Annotated in this window: 17 protein-coding genes; 11 read left to right on the plus strand and 6 right to left on the minus strand. The window is 34.8% G+C overall.

The features are described from left to right. The first annotated feature begins 80 nt into the window (after window positions 1-80). The gene (locus MUB18_RS01515; protein WP_045753606.1) at window positions 81-260 is read left to right on the plus strand and encodes a hypothetical protein; all 180 of its coding nucleotides are present in this window, start codon (window positions 81-83) and stop codon (window positions 258-260) included. Window positions 261-401: 141 nt separating this feature from the next. Here the strand turns inward: MUB18_RS01515 and MUB18_RS01520 are convergent, their stop codons facing one another. Further along, window positions 402-1,205, minus strand: a complete 804-nt coding sequence (locus tag MUB18_RS01520) for a GLPGLI family protein (RefSeq protein ID WP_317233175.1) — start codon at window positions 1,203-1,205, stop codon at window positions 402-404. Window position 1,206: 1 nt separating this feature from the next. Then, complete coding sequence (locus MUB18_RS01525) at window positions 1,207-3,930, minus strand: outer membrane beta-barrel protein (RefSeq protein WP_248754783.1); 2,724 nt, start codon at window positions 3,928-3,930, stop codon at window positions 1,207-1,209. A 201-nt stretch (window positions 3,931-4,131) separates the two neighbouring features. On the opposite strand from MUB18_RS01525, the gene MUB18_RS01530 reads away from it, so the two are divergent. From MUB18_RS01530 to MUB18_RS01575, 10 genes are all read left to right on the plus strand, one after another. Continuing rightward, a complete protein-coding gene (locus MUB18_RS01530; protein WP_248754784.1) occupies window positions 4,132-5,502 on the plus strand; it encodes a dipeptidase in 1,371 nt (456 codons plus the stop codon). Window positions 5,503-5,730: 228 nt separating this feature from the next. Then, a complete protein-coding gene (locus tag MUB18_RS01535) occupies window positions 5,731-6,330 on the plus strand; it encodes a lysophospholipid acyltransferase family protein (protein ID WP_228115782.1) in 600 nt (199 codons plus the stop codon). Between the two features lie 29 nt (window positions 6,331-6,359). Then, complete coding sequence (locus MUB18_RS01540) at window positions 6,360-7,118, plus strand: ABC transporter ATP-binding protein (protein ID WP_045755420.1); 759 nt, start codon at window positions 6,360-6,362, stop codon at window positions 7,116-7,118. 144 nt (window positions 7,119-7,262) lie between these two features. Beyond that, window positions 7,263-7,484, plus strand: coding sequence for a DUF2795 domain-containing protein (locus tag MUB18_RS01545; protein WP_021188822.1), 222 nt, complete (start codon window positions 7,263-7,265; stop codon window positions 7,482-7,484). A 79-nt stretch (window positions 7,485-7,563) separates the two neighbouring features. After that, on the plus strand, window positions 7,564-8,028 hold the full coding sequence (locus MUB18_RS01550; protein ID WP_248754785.1) for a hypothetical protein: 465 nt from the start codon (window positions 7,564-7,566) through the stop codon (window positions 8,026-8,028). Window positions 8,029-8,237: 209 nt separating this feature from the next. Continuing rightward, on the plus strand, window positions 8,238-9,227 hold the full coding sequence (trpD, locus tag MUB18_RS01555) for an anthranilate phosphoribosyltransferase (protein ID WP_248754786.1): 990 nt from the start codon (window positions 8,238-8,240) through the stop codon (window positions 9,225-9,227). Between the two features lies 1 nt (window position 9,228). Beyond that, a complete protein-coding gene (locus MUB18_RS01560; RefSeq protein ID WP_248754787.1) occupies window positions 9,229-9,867 on the plus strand; it encodes a phosphoribosylanthranilate isomerase in 639 nt (212 codons plus the stop codon). Beyond that, entirely contained in the window at window positions 9,848-11,032 is a 1,185-nt protein-coding gene (gene trpB / locus MUB18_RS01565) for a tryptophan synthase subunit beta (RefSeq protein WP_248754788.1), read from the plus strand. The genes MUB18_RS01560 and trpB overlap by 20 nt, the downstream gene beginning before the upstream one ends. Before the next feature lie 4 nt (window positions 11,033-11,036). Further along, entirely contained in the window at window positions 11,037-11,798 is a 762-nt protein-coding gene (trpA, locus tag MUB18_RS01570; protein ID WP_045753599.1) for a tryptophan synthase subunit alpha, read from the plus strand. A 668-nt stretch (window positions 11,799-12,466) separates the two neighbouring features. Next, on the plus strand, window positions 12,467-15,400 hold the full coding sequence (locus MUB18_RS01575; RefSeq protein ID WP_248754789.1) for a TonB-dependent receptor domain-containing protein: 2,934 nt from the start codon (window positions 12,467-12,469) through the stop codon (window positions 15,398-15,400). A gap of 29 nt (window positions 15,401-15,429) precedes the next feature. On the opposite strand, the gene MUB18_RS01580 is transcribed toward MUB18_RS01575, so the two are convergent. From MUB18_RS01580 to floA, 4 genes are all read right to left on the minus strand, one after another. Further along, window positions 15,430-16,008, minus strand: coding sequence for a Maf family protein (locus MUB18_RS01580; protein WP_248754790.1), 579 nt, complete (start codon window positions 16,006-16,008; stop codon window positions 15,430-15,432). A 2-nt stretch (window positions 16,009-16,010) separates the two neighbouring features. Continuing rightward, window positions 16,011-16,529 (minus strand): KdsC family phosphatase, encoded by a 519-nt coding sequence (locus tag MUB18_RS01585; protein ID WP_248754791.1) that lies wholly within the window; start codon window positions 16,527-16,529, stop codon window positions 16,011-16,013. 482 nt (window positions 16,530-17,011) lie between these two features. Then, complete coding sequence (locus MUB18_RS01590) at window positions 17,012-18,307, minus strand: DUF3472 domain-containing protein (protein ID WP_248754792.1); 1,296 nt, start codon at window positions 18,305-18,307, stop codon at window positions 17,012-17,014. A gap of 153 nt (window positions 18,308-18,460) precedes the next feature. Further along, entirely contained in the window at window positions 18,461-19,450 is a 990-nt protein-coding gene (gene floA, locus MUB18_RS01595; protein ID WP_045753594.1) for a flotillin-like protein FloA, read from the minus strand. Between the last annotated feature and the right edge of the window lie 9 nt (window positions 19,451-19,459).

Raw genomic sequence — 19,459 nt, forward strand, 5'->3', positions numbered from 1 at the left:
TATTAAATTGGTTTTTGTATATTTATTGTGTTAATTAGAGTAATAAACAGGACCATAAAACTAAAATTATAATTATTAAAATGGAAAACTACGTAAAATTAAAAGAGTTAGTAGCATCAATCGAAGCAGATGCAGACAAATTTTTCAACAATGGTAACTCTGCTGCTGGTACTCGTGTACGCAAAGGATTACAGGACATTAAAACATTAGCACAGGAAATTCGCAACGAAGTTACTGCTAAGAAAAATGATGGTAAATAATTATTATTTATCTTATTAAAATAAAAGAGGCTGTCTCAAAAGGATAGCCTCTTTTATTTTAAATAGTATTTTTGAACACAAATAAAGCCCTCAAATGAACCATTGAGGGCTTTATTAGGTAACTACGGGCTAGTTCTTCAATTACAAAGTTGCCAATTGCATGATGTATTTTACGGTCTCTTTATTCAACCATTGTGATATAGTCTCTGTAAATTGATCGACCATCTGTTTCCGTGTCATGGATTTAGTTTTCTTATTTTCAAAAACCTTTTTATCCATAACAATCGTATTGCTTAGTTCGACTTGAGTAGCAAAATAAGACACGTGCTGGCTTGGAACTACTAATCCCAAGATCATACCCGGCAAACCATTTATAGACTCAGGTCCCCCACTAACTGGAATTTCATTGGCATAAAATCCGATGACATAAGTTGAATCAGAGGTAAAACCATTAGCTCTACGGCAAGTATAGCCAGCTATTTCACGGTACTCGTCTGTGATACGCCATTTTACTGTTTTCACAGAATCTTGGATGATGATTTTATCGCCCATCACATCATTAAATCGTTTATAGTCTTTAGTAGCCAAATTTGAAAGCGTTTGTGCATCAAAATCAAGAGCAAACATCATAATTAATTGCTTGACTTTCATATCCAATTCTTGTCCAACGACAGGTTGAAAAAGGGTTTCGTTGCCATTAAACTTTAACGTCTTTTTCAAAACTACATTTTCTGGTATTGTTGGAAGCATACGTTCAAATTGATCCTTTGAATTTCCGTCAGCTTTAGCAATAAATTGTTTGTTTACAATATTCTTCATATACATTGTCTTATCAAAAGATATCGAACCAACCTTAGAAAAAAGTGTATACTGCGCTTTTGCAAACGTACTGCAGCATAATAATATAAAAAGAATGCTATAATTAAGTATTTTCATGTGTCTCATCTTATAAAAACATTTTAGTAAAATCCCATGATAACTTCAACATATAATAACGTCTGATAGTATCATATCTTCTTTGTGTAAATACAGAGTTTGCAGCTGATCTGCTAAAGCCTTTATTTTGATTTAAGACATCATTAACTGTAAAGTCTAAAATCAAAGATTCATTTTTCAAGAATTTTTTACTAATTCCTGGATGTACCAAAAATTGCTCAAATTTCTGATCAAATGCTTGTGTGGCTGCTTCATATGTATAATCGTAATTCGTATATACTTTTAGTGTTTTAGTGAAAAAGTATTCAACACTACCAGAAGAGCCGAATACAAATCCGTTACTATTTGAATTTTGCTGCAAATTAGACTCCATTATACGATATTGTGGACTTAGATTTATATTAAAGTTCAATCCTGTTTTTGTGTCACGTGTAAACGTGTAAGTAAAGTTATAATTGGTTGTATTCACTTTATTAAGCTCACCATTGAAGAAATTATAATTTTCAGAAAGTGACCATGACAACTGTGGAGAGTTACTTAATCCCAGTTTCTTATTGAGTTTGAAATAATAACCAGACCAGAAATTTGTCGAAATATTTGTTTTCCCCGTTATATTATTCCATTCGTAAGTATTGATACCGTTTGAAGTTGTGATATTTTGTGAAATTGGATCTTTTACAAGGTTTAAATTACCTCCAACATATGCGTAACTTCCTGTCAATAATTTAAACGTATTATATCCTAAATTAAAATTGTGACTGAATGCTGGTTTCAAATTTTCATTACCAAGATAACGGTTCAATTGATCTGAATTATCTAATATAGGTTGAATCTGATTTAAAGAAGGTAATTGATTGCGACCATTATAATTGAACCACATGTTTTTACCTTTGGTAAAAGAGTAACCTCCACTTAAAGATGGATTATAGGTGAAGAAATTTCTTGAGAAAGATGCTTTGGTATTGTTATTTTGTTGCTGTAGATCATCATTGTTAAAACTATTGGTAAAGTTAAACCTTAACTTCTCTGTGGTATACCCTAAAGCCACCTTGTAATTGCTACTTGTTCTATCAAAATCATAATCATTACTGAAACGTTCGTCAAGGTCATCATAATCTCCCGATCCTTCATTAAAAGATTCAACCAGAGAAGAACTTTTATTACTTTCAATACCGGCACCAATAGATAAATTTAAAACTTTAGACAAGGGTTCTGTATAAGTTAATGAAGCACGGTTATTGGTAACATTTTGTAATCTATTTTTACGTTGATCTGTGATAGAGTCTGTATCGAATTCATATTTATGTACCGTAGAAAAGAGCGATCCACCACCCGAAGTTTCATCTTTTCTGATCTCTCCATTAAATGTCAACGACCTTCCTTTTTTCTTAAATTTATGGGTAAATAAAGCGCTTAAATTAAATGCTTTTACCGTATTGTCAGCAACTTCCCTTGTCTTTTCGGTTATAACTGAATCTAATTCTGCAGAAAACTGATAGGCTTCTCGTTTATTATCAGACCATAAATTCTTTTGCGAGGCTCCTCCACGAATAGTCAACGTATTCAAAGAGTCAAAGTTCAGGTCATATTTTAGGTTTACCCGATGTTGATCATTTTCTGTATCCACAGTTTTTACGGTACGGCTATTGATAAGACCACTCATCAAGGTCTCATCTTGACCGTCACTACTGATCCGCCCATACTTATAATTGATATTAACATTATGCTTGTTTTTATCAAATTTGTCCGAAAAATTAATACCCGAATTGATCGCTCTCGGAATACCAACAACTCCTTGTCCTGAGAAAGGATCAGTAAAGTTTGACCATGAAACAGATCCATCATCACCATAACTCACACCCGAGTCACCACCATACTTGTCTGCATCTTGCCAATTCATCGTAGTGGTACCGTTATTACCAAAAAGACCATAGGCTGATATTTTTTGTGAACCTTTAAATTTATTGACCATGATCTGCCCCATGTAATAATCATCGGTGCCCACTCCTAGCAATGCTTTTCCGAACATACCATTTTTAGCCCCATCTTTCAATTTAACATTAATGGTTTGTTCACGCTGACCATCATCCACTCCTGTTCGCTCTGCTTGATCTGATTTCTTCTCATAAACTTGTACTTTATCGACCATATCAGAACGCAAATTGCGCGTTACCAAAGTAGGATCATCTCCAAAGAATTCCTCTCCATCCACTAATACTTTTTTAACGGTCTTTCCTTGAGCAGTGATCTTGCCCGAAGCATCAACCGTGATACCAGGCAATACCTTCAACAAGTCTTCAACTTTAGCATTTTTTTCAACTTTAAAGCTACCTGCATCATATTCTGTTGTATCCCCCTTTATAGTGATTGGAATACGACCTGTCACAATAACTTCCTGTAAAAGTTGGGCAGTGCTTGTCAAACCAACTTTTAAAGCTGAATAGTCTTGATTTGGTAATATTGAGGTATAATAATCGCCATATTTTGGATAACTTACAATCAGTACACTCTCACTTTGAGTAGGTGTATTTAAAGAAAAGTTACCATTCTCATCAGATCTTGTAAAATCTAGAAGAATAGAGTCTTTGGCACTCAAGAGCATAATTGTTGCATTTGACAACTTCTGCTGATCTTTGGAATCGCTAATTTTACCATGAATTTTGCTCTGAGCAAAGCAGAAGCTCACAAGCATAGGTAAAAGCAATAACAAATGGAAAATTGTTTTTCTTTTCATCTAAAAAACTATTATTATCACGTTGGTTAATAAAACTGTTCAAATATATTGTATTGTTATAGCTATTAGATGGGCTTTCAATGGAAATGTTACAACAATTTTAATCTTTTTTTTAAATCTTTTAATAATGATCTTAAAACCATAATTATCAAAGTGAAATTATAATGTTTTACCTATTTTTGCTATAAATACATTCATACTATGCAAACTATACAAGAATATGTTGAGGCCAACAAACAACGATTTTTAGATGAGTTGTTTGATTTATTGCGTCTCCCGTCAGTAAGCGCTGATCCAAAATTCAAAGGAGATGTTGAAAAGACTGCGGAATTTGTCGCACAAAAACTAAAGGAAGCTGGCGCAGATCAGGTAGAAATCTGTCAAACTGCTGGTAATCCTATTGTATACGGAGAAAAGATCGTTGACCCTGCACTTCCTACAGTATTGACTTATGGACATTATGATGTGCAACCTGCAGATCCATATGAATTGTGGGATACTCCGCCATTTGAACCAACTATTCGTGATGGCAAAATCTACGCTCGCGGTTCTGCTGATGACAAAGGACAATTTTATATGCATGTAAAGGCATTTGAATACATGATGAAAAATAACGCACTTGCTTGCAATATTAAATTCATGATTGAGGGTGAAGAAGAAGTTGGATCTGTTAATTTAGGAACTTTTGTCAAAGAAAATACGGAAAAATTAAAAGCTGATGTCATTGTTATCTCCGACACCTCTATGATTAGTCTAGAAACTCCATCTTTAGAGACCGGACTAAGAGGACTATCCTATGTTGAAGTAGAAGTAACTGGTCCAAATAGAGATTTACACTCAGGCGTATACGGTGGCGCGGTTGCAAATCCTGCTACAGTATTAGCAAAATTAATCGCATCATTACATGATGAAAATAATCATATTGCAATTCCTGGATTTTACGATGATGTGATAGAACTATCTCAGGAAGAACGTAACGAATTGAATAAAGCTCCATTTGAAATCGAAGAATATAAAAAAGATCTAGGTGTAGAAGCATTATGGGGTGAAGAAGGCTATTCTACCATAGAGCGTACAGGTACTCGTCCGACATTGGAAGTAAATGGTATATGGGGTGGTTATATTGGAGAGGGTGCAAAAACTGTACTTCCTTCTAAAGCATTTGCTAAAATCTCCATGCGCTTGGTGCCAAATCAAAATTCACAACGTATCACAGATTTATTCAAAAAACATTTTGAAGCAATTGCTCCAAAATATGTTCGTGTAGAAGTTAAACCTCATCATGGCGGTGAACCGGTAGTAACTCCTACAGACAGTGTAGCCTATAAAGCTGCCGAAAAAGCACTTACTGAAACATTTGGAGTAAAACCTATTCCAACTCGTGGTGGTGGTTCTATTCCTATTGTTGCTTTATTTGAAGAAGTCTTAGGTTTAAAAACAGTCTTATTAGGTTTCGGATTAAACAGTGACAACTTACACTCTCCTAATGAAAAATACGGTATTGAGAATTATTTGAAAGGTATTTCAACGATTCCCCTATTTCATAAATACTATGCTGAATTAAGTAAGTAAAAACTTACGAAAATATAAGAAAGGGGGATTACATATCCCCCTTTTATAATATATTAGCCCTAAATTAAGACACCTTACTATTTGATGATTATATTCTTAAAGAAACTGCACCGCTACTTTTACTTCACAAGTGTTTTTATCATTTTCTGCTTTCTTTTCCCTTTAATATGGTTGTATGCAAGAAATCCAATAAAGAATTATACTAAAATAGCTTTTCTTAGGAGATGGATGAGTTTACTCGGTTCCTACTTTACAGGTATTTTCTATCGCGTCAAGTTTGAGGAAAAAATAGACTGGTCTAAGCCATATATCCTCTGTGCTAATCATACTTCGGTTTTAGACATTACAGCGATGACCTATATTTCACCAAGAGCGATCACTTTTATTGGAAAAGCTGAATTATTAAAGAATCCTGTGACAAGAATTTTCTTCAAAACCATTGATATACCGGTCGATCGTAAAAGTAAAATGTCGTCTTTTAGATCATTCAAAAAGGCTAATGAGATGTTAAAAGAGGGAAAGACGCTAGCCATATTTCCGGAGGGAAAAATTGATGAACAATACCCTCCAACAATACATCCATTTAAATCAGGTGCATTCCGTATGGCAATCGAAAATAATATTCCGATCATACCTATTGTGATTGAAAATGCCTGGGAGATCTTATGGGATGATGGTCATCAATTAGGTTCCCACCCTGGTATAGTAAAAATACAAGTATTTGCGCCAATAAATACACTGCAATACAATGAAAAGAATGCTTCAGACTTAGAAGATTACGTTTATAATAAAATGCTATTACATTGGAAATTGCAGAATAAATTGTAATTTAATCACCAAATTAAAAAACGTTCGTTATGGCTTCCTCAACATTAATTGAAATTCAAGAAATTGCCCGACAGTATACAATAGGAACAGAAACTATACATGCATTAACATCTGTTTCTTTAAATATAAAGAAAGGGGAGTTTGTTGCATTAATGGGACCATCCGGATCTGGAAAATCAACATTAATGAATATTTTAGGCTGTTTGGACACACCTAATCATGGTGCATATATTCTAAATGGTATTAATGTTAGTGAAATGTCTGATGATGAATTGGCCGAAGTCCGAAATAAAGAAATCGGTTTTGTTTTTCAAACTTTCAATTTATTACCTAAGAGTACAGCATTGGAGAATGTTGCTCTTCCTTTGATCTATGCCGGTATTAAACAAAGTGTACGAGAGGAAAAAGCTACTCAAGCTTTAAATAGTGTTGGCCTAGGGAATCGAATAGACCACCGTCCCAACGAACTTTCGGGTGGTCAACGGCAGCGTGTGGCAGTTGCACGTGCATTGATAAACAACCCTTCTATCATACTCGCTGATGAACCTACAGGAAATTTGGATACCAAGACTTCTATTGAAATCATGGGACTTTTAGAAGAAATTCATTCGAAAGGAAATACGATTATCTTGGTGACGCATGAAGAGGATATCGCCCAACATGCACATCGAATAGTCCGTATGAGAGATGGTTTAATAGAGGCTGATTATCCTAATACAGATATCAAATCAGTTTCTCCTCGATTATCCGCTTTAGAAGAAAAAGGTGACGATTTTGAAAATATTTAACATATTGACGATTACTTCACGATATTTTTTTAAACTGAATATCAATACATTAATGTCTTTCATAAAAAATAAATAACAAATAACTTGCTAAAGACAAATTAAATTATATTTTTGCGAAAATTGAAAACTTAATCTGTTTTTATTATGTATTGGACATTAGAGTTAGCTTCGCATTTAGAAGATGCCCCTTGGCCGGCAACAAAAGATGAATTAATCGACTATGGTATTCGTTCTGGTGCTCCTGTTGAAGTAATCGAAAATTTACAAGATTTAGAGGACGACGGTGAGCCTTATGAAAATATAGAAGAAATTTGGCCAGATTATCCTACTAAGGATGATTTCTTCTTTAACGAGGACGAGTATTAATAAAAAATGCCTTACAATGATTTGTAAGGCATTTTTTATACCTATTAATCCTTTTAACTATATTTTAGTCTTAATTATTATGATGACATACTTAAAAGGTATATGTTTACTTCTACTACTCATAGCACCAAAGATTAATTTTGGTCAAGAATATGAAACTGCTGACACGAATTTAGTTTTTATAAAGAAATTTGTCGCGGCACTTTATGATCAATCTCTGGCCACTGACGTCATATTGAGTCAATATATAACGATCAACAAGGAGTTAACAGATGAATATTTTGAATATCTCGAAGCAAGTTTGAATGAAGTGAGACTCAATATACAAATGAAAGACAGCAATCAAATACAATATATCAACTATTATCAACTTCCGAAGAAGGAAACAAGGGACATCGATCTAGAAGGAAAAAATGCAAATCATATTTACTTCCTAAAAGTAAAGGATAGGCTGGTTGTATCACTTTACTTAGATTCCGGGAAAATTGGATCTTTTACGTTAGTGTCAAAAGGCAATAATTTAGCTCATTTTGTGACATATTAAAAATAATTCGCTAAATCACTTGTTTTTTTTAAAATAATCAACCATATTTGCTATAACAATAACAAAATGAATATAAAGGTATTAAATAAGTCTTGGTGGTGGCATAACAGTTAAACTGTTGTGGCAAAAAACTATTGCTTAGATTTATCTATACATCAAAATAGTAGGCTTGCCTTTTTAGGTAAGCCTTTTTTTATTTTAATAGCAGCATGAAAAAAATATTAGCGCATTTATTCGAATATAAATCATTCAGCAGAAAAGAGGCTTATGACATCCTGATCAATATTACGGAGGGAAAATATGATAGTCATCAAATCGCAGCATTCATGACCGCATATGGCATGCGAAGTATCCGCGTGGAAGAACTAGGTGGATTTAGAGATGCCATGTACGACCTATGCCTAAAACTGGATTTTAACGGTTATGATCTAATCGATTTATGCGGTACAGGAGGCGATGGAAAGAATACCTTTAACATTTCTACTTTAGCTTCTTTTATTGTAGCTGGGGCAGGTTATCATGTCGCTAAACACGGTAATATCGGTGTTTCTTCGGGTTGTGGGTCTTCCAATGTCATGGAGTATTTAGGTTATCAATTTACAAATGATAAGGGCGAACTATCCAGACAACTTGAAGAAGCAAATATTTGCTTTCTACATGCACCATTATTTCATCCTGCAATGAAAACAGTTGCCCCTATTCGAAAGGCATTGGGAGTGAAAACTTTTTTTAATATGTTGGGCCCTTTAACAAATCCTGTAAATCCAAAATTTCAATCAGTAGGTGTCTTCAGTCTCGAGTTAGCCAGATTGTATGGCTATCTTTATCAGGAGTCAGCGAAACAATATTCTATTATACATGCACTTGATGGCTATGATGAAATATCTTTAACAGGTGATTTTAAAGTCATCACCAACTCAGGTGAACAATATTACAGTATCCCACAATTAGGATTTGATATTGTTCCACCAGCATCATTAGCCAGTGGAGAGACCATCAATGAGGCCGCAGATACATTTTTAGCCATTATCAGCAATAAGGGTAATGATATTCAAAACAATGTCGTACTTACAAACGCTGCATTTGCAATTAAAACATTTGATCCTGAGAAGACCTTTGCTGACTGTTTTTATGAAGCTGAAGAATCATTACAAAGTGGAAGAGCATTAAATAGTTTCAAAAAACTTATAACTAAATAACATGAGCTTAAAAATTAAAGTTTGTGGTATGAAAGATCTTGACAATATGCTTGATCTGATTAAATTACCGATAGACTATATGGGTTTGATTTTCTATGAGAAATCAAAAAGATATGTCAGCAGCCTAGATGCCCATTTTATAAAATCCATTCAAGGAATAAAAAAAATAGGGGTTTTTGTTAATGCGACTGAACAAGAAATTTTAGAAAAAATAGATACTTTCGGATTAACTGGAATACAACTTCATGGACATGAAGATCCAAATTTTTGTTTACAATTTAAATCCCGAGGTATCGTGGTCATCAAGTCTTTTGGCATTGATGAAAGTTTTGACTGGCAATCATTGAAGAAATACGATGACGCAGTTGATTATTTTTTATTTGATACCAAAAGCGTCAATCACGGTGGGACGGGAATACAATTTGATTGGAACCTATTAAAAAATTACACGCTCGAAAAACCATACTTCTTGAGTGGGGGCTTGAGTGCTGAAAATGTGATAGCAGCAAGCCAATTTCCTGATCATCGTTTATATGGTCTCGATTTAAATTCAAAATTTGAATTTAAATCGGGGATAAAAAATGTAGAATTATTAGAACAAACATTGAAAAACATGAGTTATGAGCAAATACCAGGTTAATGAAAAAGGATACTATGGGCAGTTTGGTGGTGCTTACATTCCAGAAATGCTATATCCAAATGTAGAAGAACTGCGTGAACAATATTTAGATATCATTCAAGAACCGAGTTTTCAGCAAGAGTTTAATCAACTTTTGAGAGATTACGTTGGAAGACCATCACCGCTATACTATGCAAGCCGTCTTTCAGAAAAATATGGGAGTAATATCTACTTAAAAAGAGAGGATCTCAATCATACGGGTGCGCATAAAATAAACAACACCATCGGTCAAATCTTATTAGCACAACGATTAGGTAAGAAAAGAATTATTGCTGAGACAGGCGCCGGACAACATGGAGTGGCAACTGCTACGGTATGTGCTTTAAAAGGTTTACAATGTGTCGTGTATATGGGCGCGATCGATATTGAAAGACAAGCACCGAATGTTGCTCGTATGAAAATGATGGGAGCTGAAGTTATCCCTGCAGAGTCGGGAAGTAAAACACTAAAAGACGCTACTAATGAAGCCCTTAGAGATTGGATAAATAATCCTGTAGATACACATTACATTATTGGTTCTGTTGTAGGCCCACACCCCTACCCCGATATGGTTGCGCGCTTTCAGTCGATCATATCAGAAGAAACAAAAAAACAGTTGTTTGAAAAAACTGGTAAATACAATCCTGATTATGCGATAGCATGTTTAGGAGGAGGCTCCAACGCAGCAGGTATGTTTTACCATTTCGTAGACGAAGAATCCGTCAAACTGATTGCTGTAGAAGCTGCAGGATTAGGTGTAGACTCTGGCGAGTCTGCCGCAACAACAGCACTTGGAAAAGAGGGTGTGCTACATGGAAGCCGATCGCTTCTGATGCAGACCCCAGATGGACAAGTCATAGAACCATACTCCATATCTGCAGGTTTGGATTATCCGGGAATTGGTCCACAGCACGCCTGGTTATTTAAATCTGGCCGTGGCAACTATGTGAGCGTAACTGATAAAGAAGCAATGGAAGCTGGACTGTTATTGACAAGACTTGAAGGGATCATACCAGCCATCGAAAGTGCTCATGCGCTAGCATATTTAGAAAAGATGGAATTGAAACCAGAAGAAACTGTGGTCATTTGTCTTTCAGGTCGTGGAGACAAGGATTTGGACAATTATATGAAATATTTCGGTTTTTAATACAATGAGAAAAATACAAAAAAAAGGAGATCAGGGTCTCCTATCTATATATTTTACGGCCGGATATCCGACGCTGGACAGTACAGTGGCTATCGCTAAGAAATTGGAAGAATCAGGAGCTGATTTTTTAGAAATAGGGTTTCCATACTCTGATCCTGTTGCTGATGGTCCTACCATCCAACATAGTTCAGAGATAGCACTAAAAAACGGCATGACCGTAGAGACTCTTTTTGAACAGTTAAAAGAGCTCCGTAAACATGTCACTATTCCTGTATTTCTAATGGGATATGTGAATCCTTTGTTACAATATGGCGTAGAACGATTTTGTGCCGACTGTAAAAAAGTTGGTGTTGATGGCATTATCGTACCGGATTTACCCATGTATGAATATGAGGAACTGTATAAAAATGTTTTTGAACAAAATGATGTTGCCAATATTTTTATCGTTACTCCACAGACTTCTGAAGAGCGAATTAGAAAGATCGACAACCTTTCTAACAGTTTTATCTATTTACTATCTTCTAATGCAACAACAGGAACAGAATTAAGCGTAGGAGATAAGACAACTGCCTATTTTCAACGCATAAAAGATATGGATCTAAAAAGTCCTTTAGCAATTGGCTTTGGAATTTCTAATAGACAATCTTTTGAACAAGCAACAACTTATGCAACAGGAGCAATTATTGGAACTGCATTTGTCAAACTATTGGCTAAAGAAAATTATTTGGACGAAATTCCAAATTTTATTAAATCAATAAAAGGTTAATAAAAAAGTCCTTGCCTGCGCAAGGATTTTTTTATTTTTACTTATGAAATTCTTTAAGATCAATATTGTAGCAATAATATGACAACTAGAATTTTTTAGAGCGCTAGTTGTTTATTAGCTTTGTAGAAATGAAACAGTTGATCATACTTATCTTGATTTTTCACTATTCTCTTACAGCGACTAGTGCAACTGTGTATTTTCATTTTTGCCACGGAGAGACACAATCTATCTCTCTGAATAAAGACGAGTCATCACATGCAGAATGTACATTATGCAAAAAAAACGACTCCTGCCATAAAAGTCCTATTTCGGAAGAGCATAAATCCACTGATGATAATAAATGTAAAAATGTTTCTGTCGATTTAAAAAACGTTGATGACAATCATTTTTCATCAGATAGTGCAAAGGTTTATCCAGTTATCAGTCCTGCTATTCTAGTATTAAACTGGATTATTATAAATCAAAACTACTTCGAAAACATTGCCAATTCCAAATGTGTTTTCGCGTCAAATAAACCGATGTCAGCATCTGATATCTCTCCTTATTTGATAAACTGTAACTTCAGAATCTGATTTTTAAATTTTTTAATAGGTCTTTAAAGACAACCAAGGTCACACTTTAGCTATAAAAGCTGAAGTATACTACTATTTCAAAATTTTAAAAAAATCATGAAACAATTATTAAAATACGCACTTATACCTTTATTTATTTTTCTTGCAAATACTTCGCTGAAAGCTACATCTAATATTGCTAAACAAGACAGTACGGTAACATTACATGTCGCTGGAAACTGCGGTATGTGTAAAAAACGTATTGAAAAAGCAGCCAATCTTCCGGGGGTGTCGAACGCCGTATGGAGTGAAGATACCCAGAAGCTGGCATTAACTTATAGTGCTAAAAAATCAACATTAGAAACGATTAAAAAAAGCATTGCGGCTGTCGGACATGATGTTGAGAATGTACGAGGAAACGATCAAGCATATGCCGAATTGCATGAATGCTGCTTATATCCTAGATTAGAAAAAGTTCAAGCTTCGCCATTAACAGTTAGTGCTACCACAAACAATAGTAGTGCTACAACAACCGTTTCTGTTGATAGCACAACCACTATGCATGTAGCAGGAAACTGTGCTCTATGTAAAAAAAGAATCGAAACTGCGGCAACTATTAATGGTGTTACATCAGCAATCTGGGATGTAAACACAAAAGAGCTGGTAGTAAAACATAATCATCAAAAAGCACCTTTAGAAGAAATAAAAAAAGGCATTGCTGCCGTTGGACACGATGTAGACAATGTACGTGCCGATGATCAAGTATATGAACAATTACATGAATGTTGTTTATATCCGAGAATGGAAAACGGTAAAATTACGGCTGTAAAAGCAAAGAAAGATGATCATCATGACCACAACCACATTCTAACGGGCGTAGTTGTTGAAGAAAATGAAAAAGGAGACCTCAATCCAATCACAGGTGTTAATATCCATTGGTTAGAAGATAAAAGCAAAAATGCAAGAACAAATGAAAATGGTGTTTTCAAATTACAGCATCATGGAAATTTTAAGAAGATCGTTGTGAGTTTTGCAGGTATGCAATCAGATACGATTACGATAAAAGACTTGCATGAAGTATTGATGATAAATGCAAAAAGCAATGTCTTATCTGAGGTGGTCGTAACAGGAAGCAGAAGATCAAACTTCATCAATCGAATGAATCCTGCGCGAGTAGAGGTATTAACAACTAAAGAACTATTTAAAGCAGCATGTTGTGATTTAAGTGAAAGTTTCGAAACAAATGCTTCTGTTGATGTCGTAAGTAATGATGCTGTAACAGGTTCTAAACAGATTCAAATGCTAGGATTAAGCGGTATATATACACAGCTTACTGTAGAAAACTTACCAGGCCCTAGGGGGTTAGCAGCTCCACTAGGTCTAAACTCGATATCTGGAAGCTGGATCGAATCTATTCAAATTGCAAAAGGTATTGGTTCCGTTGCAAATGGATATGAAAACATGGCTGGACAGATTAATGTTGAAATTAAAAAACCTCAAAATTCGGACAGACTTTACTTCAATGCCTATGCTAACAACATGGGAAGAACAGATGTAAACTTAAATTTGGCTCAAAAAATTAACAACAACTGGTCTACCTCTGTTCTATTACATGATAATTTCATGTATAATAAAACCATGAACTTCAGTGATAACGGTTTTCGTGATATCCCTGTTGGAAACCTCTTTTCGGGTGTAAATCGTTGGAACTATGAAAACGGAAAAGGCTTCATGGCACAGTTTGGAATAAAATATTTAAATGATGACCGTACAGGTGGTCAAACAGATTTTAACAAAAAAACAGATAAAGGAACAACTAACAGATATGGTTTAGGTTTTGATATTGAAAGAATCGAAGGTTTTGCTAAAATCGGATATGTATTTCCAGAAAACAGACACCGAAGTATAGGTCTACAACTAGCAGGTTCAAACTACAATCAAAAAAGCTATTTTGGTTTGAAGAATTATAATGGTGAACAGCAGAATGGATATGCCAATCTAATTTTTCAAGATGTACTCGGAACTGTAGCACACAAATACCGAGTAGGGGCTTCGGTTAATTATGATAACTATGATGAGCTATATTTGGATGTTCAAAATTTCAAAAGAAAAGAAACTGTCTCAGGTGCTTTTGTAGAATATACTTTTAGTCCGAATGAAAAGTTTGATGCCGTAGTCGGTTTAAGACAAGATTATAACTCACTATATGGTTGGTTTACTACACCTCGCTTAAATTTACGTTATGCACCTTTTACAGGCAATACAATGCGCTTAAGTGCTGGTAGAGGGCAAAGAACGGCTAACATTATTGCAGAAAATATGTCTGCACTAGCAAGTAGCCGTACATTAATTATAAAATCTCCAGACAATTTTAAAAATGCCTACGGATTAGATCCTGAAGTTTCTTGGAATACTGGCTTTACAATTGATCAAAGTTTCAGATTGTTCAACAGAGAAGCAACTGCATCAGTTGAGCTATTTAGAAATAGTTTTGAAAATCAGGTTGTGGTCGACTATGAAAACCCTAGAGAAATATCTTTTTATAACTTAACAGGTAAATCATATTCAAATAGCCTTCAGGCAGAATTACGCTTCAATCCTTTACCTCGGTTAGAAACAAGACTCGCATATCGTTTACTCGATGTCCAAACTGACTTTGAAAGTGGCAGAAAAAGTAAACCGCTATTGGCTAAACACAGAGGTTTTACTAATCTAGCTTATACATTACCTTCATCAGGATGGAGCTTTGACTATACCCTAAATATTGTAGGAGACAAAAGAATACCTTCCACAACACAAAACCCAGTTGAATATCAGGTAGCAACAAAATCAAATGCTTATGTGACGATGAACGCACAGGTAAGTAAAGATTTTGGAAAAAATAAAAATTTCACAATTTATGTCGGCGGTGAAAACCTAACAAATTATTTCCAACATAATCCAATTTTAGGGGCTGATGATCCATTTGGTTCTTACTTTGACACGTCTCTATTATGGGGACCACTAACGGGAAGAATGTTCTATACCGGTGTAAGATTTCATATCAACTAAAATAAAAAAGGGAACTAACGTTCCTTTTTTTATTTTAGTTTTTTTAATTCCTGATAAAGCCGAGCTGTCGGCAACCCCACTACATTCGTATATTCTCCTTTTATACTTTTAATCCCTATACGTCCTATCCATTCTTGTATACCATAAGAACCCGCTTTGTCATAAGGTTCATACCTATCGATGTAATACATAATTTCTTCATCACTTAATGGATAAAATTCGACTTCAGTTGATTCCGAAAAAGTAGTTATTTTACCCTTATTCAAAATGCAGACGGCAGTAATCACTTCATGAATATCTCCGGACATTATTTTCAATACTTGAAACGCTTCATCTCTATTTTTTGGTTTCCCCAATATATCCTGTGCTGAAGTAACAACAATCGTATCTGCTGTAATAACATATGCATCAATAAAATCATTTCCAAAAGCTTCTGCCTTCTTTTGTGCAATTGCACAAACTACATCTCGAGCGTTTAATTTAGAGTCGACGACTTCATCCGTTTCGCGAACTATTACCTCAAAGTTCAAACCTAATTCCTTTAATAGTTGACTTCTTCTCGGAGATTGAGAACCCAATATTATATTTTTTTGTTTTAAATCGATCATACCTAATTACTTTTGACAGTGCTGTCAATCTGCCATTTTCCTTGTATTTTCATTACCTTTTCAATTACATCGCGAACGGCTCCGTCTCCACCAATTTTTGGAGAAATATAGTGGCAAATAGCTTTGATCTCTTCCACAGCATCAGCTGGACAAGCTGCTAAACCTGCAAGTTGCATGCATTCAAGATCTGGCATATCATCGCCCATATACAGAATGTCACCAAAAGTCAAGTCGTAACAAATCAAAATTTCTTTCAACTTTTCAATTTTATTAACAATTCCTGAATGAATTTCTTTAATCCCAAGCCCCGCAAGCCTTTTCACAACTCCTGTAGAATTGCCACCTGTAATAATGATGATTGGATAATCTCGTTTAACGGCTAGTTGCATGATATAACCATCCTTAATATTAAAAGTACGCATCTGATCTCCAGCTTCGTTAACAAGTACACGACCGTCCGTCAATACCCCATCCACATCCAATACAAAAGCTTTCACCCTTTTTAGATTATCAAAAATCATAGTTCTTTTTTTTCAAAAATAAGTAATATATAATTTGAAATGCTATAGATCAATCTTAAATTTTTCTTAATAAAAGACAAGTAATTATCACAATTAGACAAAAAATCATTTTAATGTCATAACAGTTGTTGCGCTAACAACTTTCTTTCAAAAACATTTGGTAGAAACAGCTATTTAGGTGTATCTTTGTAGAAGATAATTAAGGTTATCTATTACAAAAAAGTAATGTAGCATGTCATTAATAAATAGTTCAAATGACATTCATATAACATTAAATCAAATGTTTATCATTAATTTTGTAGTATCAAATCACCCTTAAAGATGGTGGTTTATTTAAAATGTCTTTTCATAATTTAGGTTTATAATTGGTTAGTAACAAACCCTGATGCCCATCATCAGGGTTTTGTTTTTTAAACAACTAGCAATCAAAAAAAAATAGCTGCAAACAGTTGTTAACAGCTATCAATTAGTATTCTAATTTCTTATTTAAGTGGTAGCGATTTAATATCAATCTTTGGTTTCTCACCAGTAACTTTTCTAGTGAACTTACTATCAGCAGGTACATAATTATTAAAAAAACCAAAATTTTTCAAATAAAATCCTTTTTCATTGACACCTCCAGAGTAATCCATCCGATACCCCTTTCGTCCTGTGTTATCAACAGTAAATCGACCTTCCGTGCAAGGGTACCAATTTCCTTGATTATCAGCTACCCATTGATTAGAAAAGTGTACTTCTCTTTGATAAATGCCTTGTTCAGGACTAAAGTTTTCGAGGAATGAATGAAATCCCGTTAAATATTGACTCGTTTGCGGACGTTCAAATTCGGCGATAATTTGCCACTTTCCTACTTCTGGAGCATAAAACCATGCCGTATATGCAGTATAGTTATTCTCGACAGGTCTGCCTCGCAACAAAAATTTATAGGTATTTCCAGCTATCCAATTAAATTTCAAATAACTTTGCCCACCAGACCCTTCGTTTCCAAATTCACCAGTATGAACGCTGTTTCCTTTGGTCTTCAGTATGATTTTATGATCGTCAGGTATTTGTTTAGGATCATCTGTTGTGAAAGGACTCCACACAGAAAATAAAATACGACGTTCGGTGCTACTATTGACTTGCATGCCAAAATAACCTACATTAAATCCATTAGACATAAAATATGAACCCTCAATATCATTTCCTTTAGGAACAGTTACTTCATTATAATAATATTCAATTTGTTTATCTTTTGGCTGTTGATATCCCATATGCGTAGATGGACCACGTCTTCCCCAATAAAAAAAGTTGTCTTCATTATTTCGCACAAAATTCATATGACCTTCTGAAGCAGTCCCAGTCAAAACATACCCTGCTACAGTTGGATACAACGAAGCATCCGAGGTTGCTTTTAATTCCATCGCATAGTAACCCGTATCTGCAATTGTAAAATCAGCAATAGATATTGATCCTTTTTGATTTGGTTTGATATTTAACCTGGCACTTTTGTCTCCTAATGTAAAAATAAATTCACCACCCTCATTTGCTGCAGATACTTGAATAGCAACATGTACTTGACCTGTCTTGCCAAAACGAACAAATGTTTTGACCGAACGGTTTTTATCTTTCCAATTCTCAATATTTCCAGTTTTCAAGATCGATTCTTTATGGTTGTTTTTTGGGTATTCCCAACTATTACCACCTATGGGTACAAAACTCTCTTTTTTTATATCAGTCGTCTGCCCATATACAAATGCTAAATTTAAAAAGAGAAATAGAGTTAATAACTTTTTCATTGATTTCATGTCTATAACAATTAATTATAGCATTAAATATACTGATAGGAATAAGAAAATAGAACTGTGAAAAACGCTCAGAAAAAAAACAACCGATTGCATTGTAACTGCAATCGGTTGTTAAATCGTATAAAAAAACTGTTACATCAGATTTTAATCCTTCTGATGACCTCTCGTATCATGACCTGGTTTGGAAATAGAAGTCCGCATATCTGTATCTGCCTGAATATTCTGCATCTTATAATAGTCCATCACGCCTAAATTTCCATTTCTAAAAGCTTCGGCCATCGCTAATGGCAACTGTGCTTCGGCCTCAATAACTTTCGCTCTTGCTTCTTGCGCCTTAGCACGCATCTCTTGTTCGTTTGCAACAGCCATAGCCCTGCGCTCTTCAGCTCTTGCATTAGCAACTTTTAAATCAGCTTCAGCTTGATCGGTTTGTAATTTAGCACCTACGTTTTCACCGATATCAATGTCTGCAATATCGATAGATAATATTTCAAAAGCTGTCCCACTATCTAGTCCTTTTGATAGAACAGTTTTTGAGATACGATCTGGGTTTTCGAGAACCTGTTTGTGGCTTTCCGAAGATCCGATTGTTGTGACAATCCCTTCACCAACGCGAGCTAAAATCGTTTCTTCACCTGCACCTCCAACCAATTGATTAATATTTGCCCGAACCGTAACCCTTGCTTTTGCTATTAATTGGATTCCGTCTTTTGCAACAGCAGCTACTGGAGGTGTATTAATTACTTGCGGATTAACCGATAATTGAACAGCGTCAAAAACATCTCGACCAGCCAAATCAATCGCTGTAGCAAGTTTAAAGTTTAAAGGAATATTAGCTTTATCTGCTGAGATTAAAGCTTTAATCACTTTATTAACATTTCCACCAGCCAAATAGTGAGTTTCAATTTCATTTGATGTAATATTTAAACCCGCTTTTGTTGAAGTGATCATTGCATTTGTCACCAAAGATGGTGGTACCTTACGCAACCTCATCAAGACCAAATTCAATAAACTTATTTTTACATTAGAAAGTTGAGCCGTAAACCAAAGATTGACAGGTAATAAATAAAGCAAAAGAAATAAGGCCACGACACAGCCTACAATCATTAAAGCAAAAGAAAAATTTGGATCCATTTGATTAGA

Source organism: Sphingobacterium sp. PCS056 (genome assembly GCF_023273895.1).
In the GTDB taxonomy this organism is placed as follows: domain Bacteria; phylum Bacteroidota; class Bacteroidia; order Sphingobacteriales; family Sphingobacteriaceae; genus Sphingobacterium.

Bases quoted from the DNA above. Each gene is read 5' to 3' on its own strand.
- MUB18_RS01515 (WP_045753606.1), top strand. From the start codon at position 81: ATGGAAAACTACGTAAAATTAAAAGAGTTAGTAGCATCAATCGAAGCA.
- MUB18_RS01520 (WP_317233175.1), bottom strand. From the start codon at position 1,205: ATGAGACACATGAAAATACTTAATTATAGCATTCTTTTTATATTATTA.
- MUB18_RS01525 (WP_248754783.1), bottom strand. From the start codon at position 3,930: ATGAAAAGAAAAACAATTTTCCATTTGTTATTGCTTTTACCTATGCTT.
- MUB18_RS01530 (WP_248754784.1), top strand. From the start codon at position 4,132: ATGCAAACTATACAAGAATATGTTGAGGCCAACAAACAACGATTTTTA.
- MUB18_RS01535 (WP_228115782.1), top strand. From the start codon at position 5,731: ATGAGTTTACTCGGTTCCTACTTTACAGGTATTTTCTATCGCGTCAAG.
- MUB18_RS01540 (WP_045755420.1), top strand. From the start codon at position 6,360: ATGGCTTCCTCAACATTAATTGAAATTCAAGAAATTGCCCGACAGTAT.
- MUB18_RS01545 (WP_021188822.1), top strand. From the start codon at position 7,263: ATGTATTGGACATTAGAGTTAGCTTCGCATTTAGAAGATGCCCCTTGG.
- MUB18_RS01550 (WP_248754785.1), top strand. From the start codon at position 7,564: ATGATGACATACTTAAAAGGTATATGTTTACTTCTACTACTCATAGCA.
- trpD (WP_248754786.1), top strand. From the start codon at position 8,238: ATGAAAAAAATATTAGCGCATTTATTCGAATATAAATCATTCAGCAGA.
- MUB18_RS01560 (WP_248754787.1), top strand. From the start codon at position 9,229: ATGAGCTTAAAAATTAAAGTTTGTGGTATGAAAGATCTTGACAATATG.
- trpB (WP_248754788.1), top strand. From the start codon at position 9,848: ATGAGCAAATACCAGGTTAATGAAAAAGGATACTATGGGCAGTTTGGT.
- trpA (WP_045753599.1), top strand. From the start codon at position 11,037: ATGAGAAAAATACAAAAAAAAGGAGATCAGGGTCTCCTATCTATATAT.
- MUB18_RS01575 (WP_248754789.1), top strand. From the start codon at position 12,467: ATGAAACAATTATTAAAATACGCACTTATACCTTTATTTATTTTTCTT.
- MUB18_RS01580 (WP_248754790.1), bottom strand. From the start codon at position 16,008: ATGATCGATTTAAAACAAAAAAATATAATATTGGGTTCTCAATCTCCG.
- MUB18_RS01585 (WP_248754791.1), bottom strand. From the start codon at position 16,529: ATGATTTTTGATAATCTAAAAAGGGTGAAAGCTTTTGTATTGGATGTG.
- MUB18_RS01590 (WP_248754792.1), bottom strand. From the start codon at position 18,307: ATGAAAAAGTTATTAACTCTATTTCTCTTTTTAAATTTAGCATTTGTA.
- floA (WP_045753594.1), bottom strand. From the start codon at position 19,450: ATGGATCCAAATTTTTCTTTTGCTTTAATGATTGTAGGCTGTGTCGTG.